Genomic DNA, 4,081 nt, shown 5'->3' with positions numbered 1-4,081 from the left:
AACCAATGTCTACCAAATTTTAAGGAGAAAGCCATTTTATAGTATTATTTCAATGGCTGACACAAAAATAGCTTTTGATGGCGAAGAAGATGAGCTCTCATTTTCTGAAGATAACACTGTAATCAGCTCATCACTGGTTTTAAGTGCAAAAATTCGTTCGTGGAGAAAGAAGCATAATGATGTATTTAAAGACTTTGATGCCATTAAGTTGATACCTATTTTCTCTTATTGTTTTAATAGTGTCTTAACAGCTATGAATGTAATTAAAGGTAATTTTAGAAGAGCCAAAAATAATAAATATACTTCAGAGGCTTTTAAAGATGAGCATTTAACAGATATGGTCATTCGATTTAAATATAACTTATTGAACTCAATTTTAAGAGCTGGAATTTTTGGCGAAGCAATTTATGCAAATGTTTTAATAGGCGCAAAATCATCAACAGTTAGAAGTGAAGATAAAATCATAAGTTACGAAAGAACTTATCAACGCAATCTAAAATTGGTAGAAGAAGAATTGAGTGGTTTTGAAGGCAATCAAATTAAAAAATTTCAGCTTCAACAGGTTATGCAATTACATAATGCTATATCAGAGCACCCCATATTTCATTTTTCAGATAGTGAAAGTATTCAAAAATTATTGAAAATAGGTAATAAGGATACTGATTCAGTAACAGATAGTAGTGATAAAAAAATAAGTGAAAACTTTACTTTCAAAAGCCTAAGTTCAGATAACGACACTTTAGAACATTGTGACTTTGAACTAAGTCATATAATTGGTGATGCTTACCAAAATATTGCGATCATTTTAAGTAATTTTATCAATGGTAGAGTGTCTACAGAGAAGACAATCCTTTCCAAATTGCAAGCACTAAGAGATAGTGAAGGTGGTAGATTGCTATTGAGTGAAGTCTTACTTCCAATCCAGCAGGCCATAAATGAGTTTGATGGTAAGCTCTTCACTAGTGATGATTTTCATGCTATCGCAGATGAACGTTTAAAAAATACTTTACTTGCAGTTTCAAAAATGGATTTAGAGAATGATTAAGGCTAGTGATGGCTCAATTGCTGCTGCTGCATTTCTTTCATCAGATCGTTTCCTACTCACCGAATGTATTGATGAAAAAGAGGAATTAGCCAGAGCTATTTTAGATTACCAACCTTATTTGCAAAGAAAGCTACGGACTGATGATGTGAAGGCTATTGTTGAGCAAATGTATGATAGCCATAGCTTTTGTTTTAACTCATTTTTAACGAGCCTAAATGTTGAATACTTACAATGGAATGGTGATTGCTTCCTTGTAAAACCGGAAAAGTTATCTGAATGGTTAGAGTTGTTGTCATTGATAGATGGTACTTGGATAATTGCTCAAGGGTACGCAGATTTGTGTAAACAACATCAATTTGGCGCTCAAGAACTATCCAATTGCATTGAGAAGAATCAATGCCCTTTCGCATTACCACAAGATCAAATAGGTAACCAATTTGCTGATAACCATGTTCATTTAGGTGGACATGGTTATCTAGGGCCGAGTTTGTTAAGTTTTTGCTTATACGGTAACACTATAAATCAAGAGTTCATGTGGCCAACTAGAACAGAATACTCTCTATATGAAAGTGGTTACTTATCGAAAGCTAGTTTGGTGAACGAGGTGGGTATTTTGGCCGATGATACCGCCTCTCGTTTATTTTATTCCGACAAAAGCATGGACAGTGTGGATGGTGTCCACATCTTTCAAGGTAAAACGCTGGATGCGATAGATCAGTTTCCTGATATTAGTGAAGCCCAAAAGTTCATAAGTAGAAGTAGTTGCTTGAGCCAATCTTCTGTTAAGCGCTGGTTATTATACACTACAGGACTACTTACTGATAATTCATCAAATATTTCACTTATTAAGTTAATTCGTTTATGTAACATTTTACGAAATTACATGATTGTGTCTGGCGTAGGATTGAGTCAATTTGTTGAAGTTTCACGCTTTGGTATGAGAAGATCTAGAAGCGAACAGCAGAATATAGAGCAAATCGATAATTTTGAAGCTGACATTGATAATCGAACTTTTCGTGAATTTAGAGTGGTTCCAAAATTTGTTTTAGGGAATAAAAAAAATAAACCAGTAAACCCTAAATATTTTGAAAAGGCATTGAAGTATATATTTGAGCGTACTTTAGCAGAGAATACTCATTTTGTAATACATTTTACTCGTAGTGGTAATCGTCAAGACAAGTTGCAAGAGGACTTTCGGACGCAAATTAAAAGTCAAGTTGAGTATCTCCAAGACTTTTCAAGCTCGGTAACTTTTTCAGAAAAAGAGTTAGCCAGCTCTCAGCTATTAAATGAAGTAATAAACACATCGTTAGATCTTAGAAAAGCAATTCGGGGTTATGATGTTGCTGGGAACGAAAATGAACTTCCCATAGAGGTATTTGCCCCTGCTTTGAGGCGTTTAAGGGATAGTAAAATACCCACAAAAGGTTTAATAAGCAACCGTTTATCCAAACCATTTATTACAGTGCATGCGGGAGAAGACTTTAGTCATTTACTTTCGGGTATGAGATCTATTGATGAATCTGTTGTTTTTTGTGATTTTCAAGTTGGGGATAGAATCGGGCATGCTTTAGCTTTAGGTGTCAATCCAATAAGTTGGGCACAACGTCAGCAGACTGCTTATTTAACTGTTGGCGAGCATTTAGATAATTTAGTATGGAGTCATCAAAAAGCGTTAACAGTTATACAGTCCGTCCCTAACTTGGTTGGTGTTCTTCATTTACTACAGGAAAAAATACACTATTGGAGTGAGTTTCTTTATGGTGAAGCGCAACCTCCGAAGCGCTTATACGATGCCTGGCTATTAAGGCGTAATTGTCCTCTAGTTTTAAATATAAGCCCAGGAGATACTTTTAATGCACCTGTAATAAACCCAAACGATCCGTTATATAGCGGTTGGGTGCTCGATTTTTATGATAAAAATGATGCTTGCGTACAAGCTAAGCATATTAACTTATGGCAAACATACTTATTAGCTGAATTAGATAAAAATTTTAAAAAAAGGCGCGAAAAAATTGTAAAAGTCGACTGTATCGGAAAGTGTAGCTCTGAAACTTTCGGTTATGAGAATGGCAACTATTTTGACTCTGTATCTCTTCCAGAGCTAAATTTATATGAAGCTATCCAAGACTGGTCTATGGAATATTACGCATCTAAAGGCATAATCATTGAAGCTTGCCCAACTTCTAATATTTATATAGGTCGATTTGAACACTATCACGAACATCCTATTTTTAGATGGGATCCTCCAGAACAAGATTGGCTCAAACATGGTGAGAAGCATAATCGCTTTGGTCTTAGAAAAGGGTCAATTACTGTTTGCGTCAATACTGATGATGCAGCTCTAATGCCAACCACAATACAGAATGAGCACCGAGTACTGCAAAAAGCGGCTGTTGAGCATTTCAATGTGGGCGTTAATAAAGCAGAAGATTGGATAGAACGAGTCCGTAGGAAAGGTGTAGAGATTTTTAAGGCTAATCACTTAGATTGGGTGAATAAGTAAAAATTTATCTAAAACATAAATAGCTTATGTATGCTAGTGTAAGAATTGTAATTTATTGTATTTATAGGGTTTTCATGAGAAATGTTTACTTGTTAATTTTAGTGATTTTTAGTTTTCAATCTATGAGTAATGAATATTACATTGATAAATATGAATTTAAGTGGGTGATTACCGAAAAGTCAAACGCTAGCCTTGCAGTGATTAAAACTGATGAGGCAACTTATCTTAGATTAACAACTAAAGGAACAACATATAACCAAATACGTTTGACAGAACATGAAGCAAAAGAGATATCAACTGTATTAAAAAACTAGGGAATATTTTAATATACAGAAAGGTTCAAAAAAGGAAGTATCAGAAAAGTTGGTAGCAGCTGATTATGAAGTTAGTTTTAAATCGTCACCTAAGTATGGCTTTTCAGTTTACATTCGTAAAAAGTCGGGGTTGTTTTTTGAAGCATTAGTTCTCGATAAAGAATAAGTAATTGATTTACAAGCTTATTTAGAGCAAGCTGCTGAACTGATTAATTT

At 34.5% G+C, this 4,081-nt stretch carries 3 protein-coding genes; all 3 read left to right on the top strand.

Annotated elements, in window-relative coordinates:
* Positions 1 to 1,045 (top strand): hypothetical protein (locus L1D51_RS20745; RefSeq protein ID WP_239964725.1); only part of this gene is annotated, 1,045 nt, incomplete at its 5' end.
* The gene (gene rdrB, locus L1D51_RS20740; protein ID WP_239964723.1) at positions 1,038 to 3,551 is read left to right on the top strand and encodes an antiviral RADAR system adenosine deaminase RdrB; all 2,514 of its coding nucleotides are present in this window, start codon (positions 1,038 to 1,040) and stop codon (positions 3,549 to 3,551) included. The genes L1D51_RS20745 and rdrB, both read left to right, overlap by 8 nt.
* A 74-nt stretch (positions 3,552 to 3,625) precedes the next feature.
* Positions 3,626 to 3,865, top strand: coding sequence for a hypothetical protein (locus L1D51_RS20735; protein ID WP_239964721.1), 240 nt, complete (start codon positions 3,626 to 3,628; stop codon positions 3,863 to 3,865).
* Positions 3,866 to 4,081: the final 216 nt, after the last annotated feature.

This window comes from Pseudoalteromonas shioyasakiensis (genome assembly GCF_022398475.1).
In the GTDB taxonomy this organism is placed as follows: Bacteria; Pseudomonadota; Gammaproteobacteria; order Enterobacterales; family Alteromonadaceae; genus Pseudoalteromonas.
This window is presented reverse-complemented; position numbering and strand designations above follow the sequence as displayed.

Coding starts and splice junctions, on each gene's coding strand:
- rdrB (WP_239964723.1), top strand. CDS start 1,038: ATGATTAAGGCTAGTGATGGCTCAATTGCTGCTGCTGCATTTCTTTCA.
- L1D51_RS20735 (WP_239964721.1), top strand. CDS start 3,626: ATGAGAAATGTTTACTTGTTAATTTTAGTGATTTTTAGTTTTCAATCT.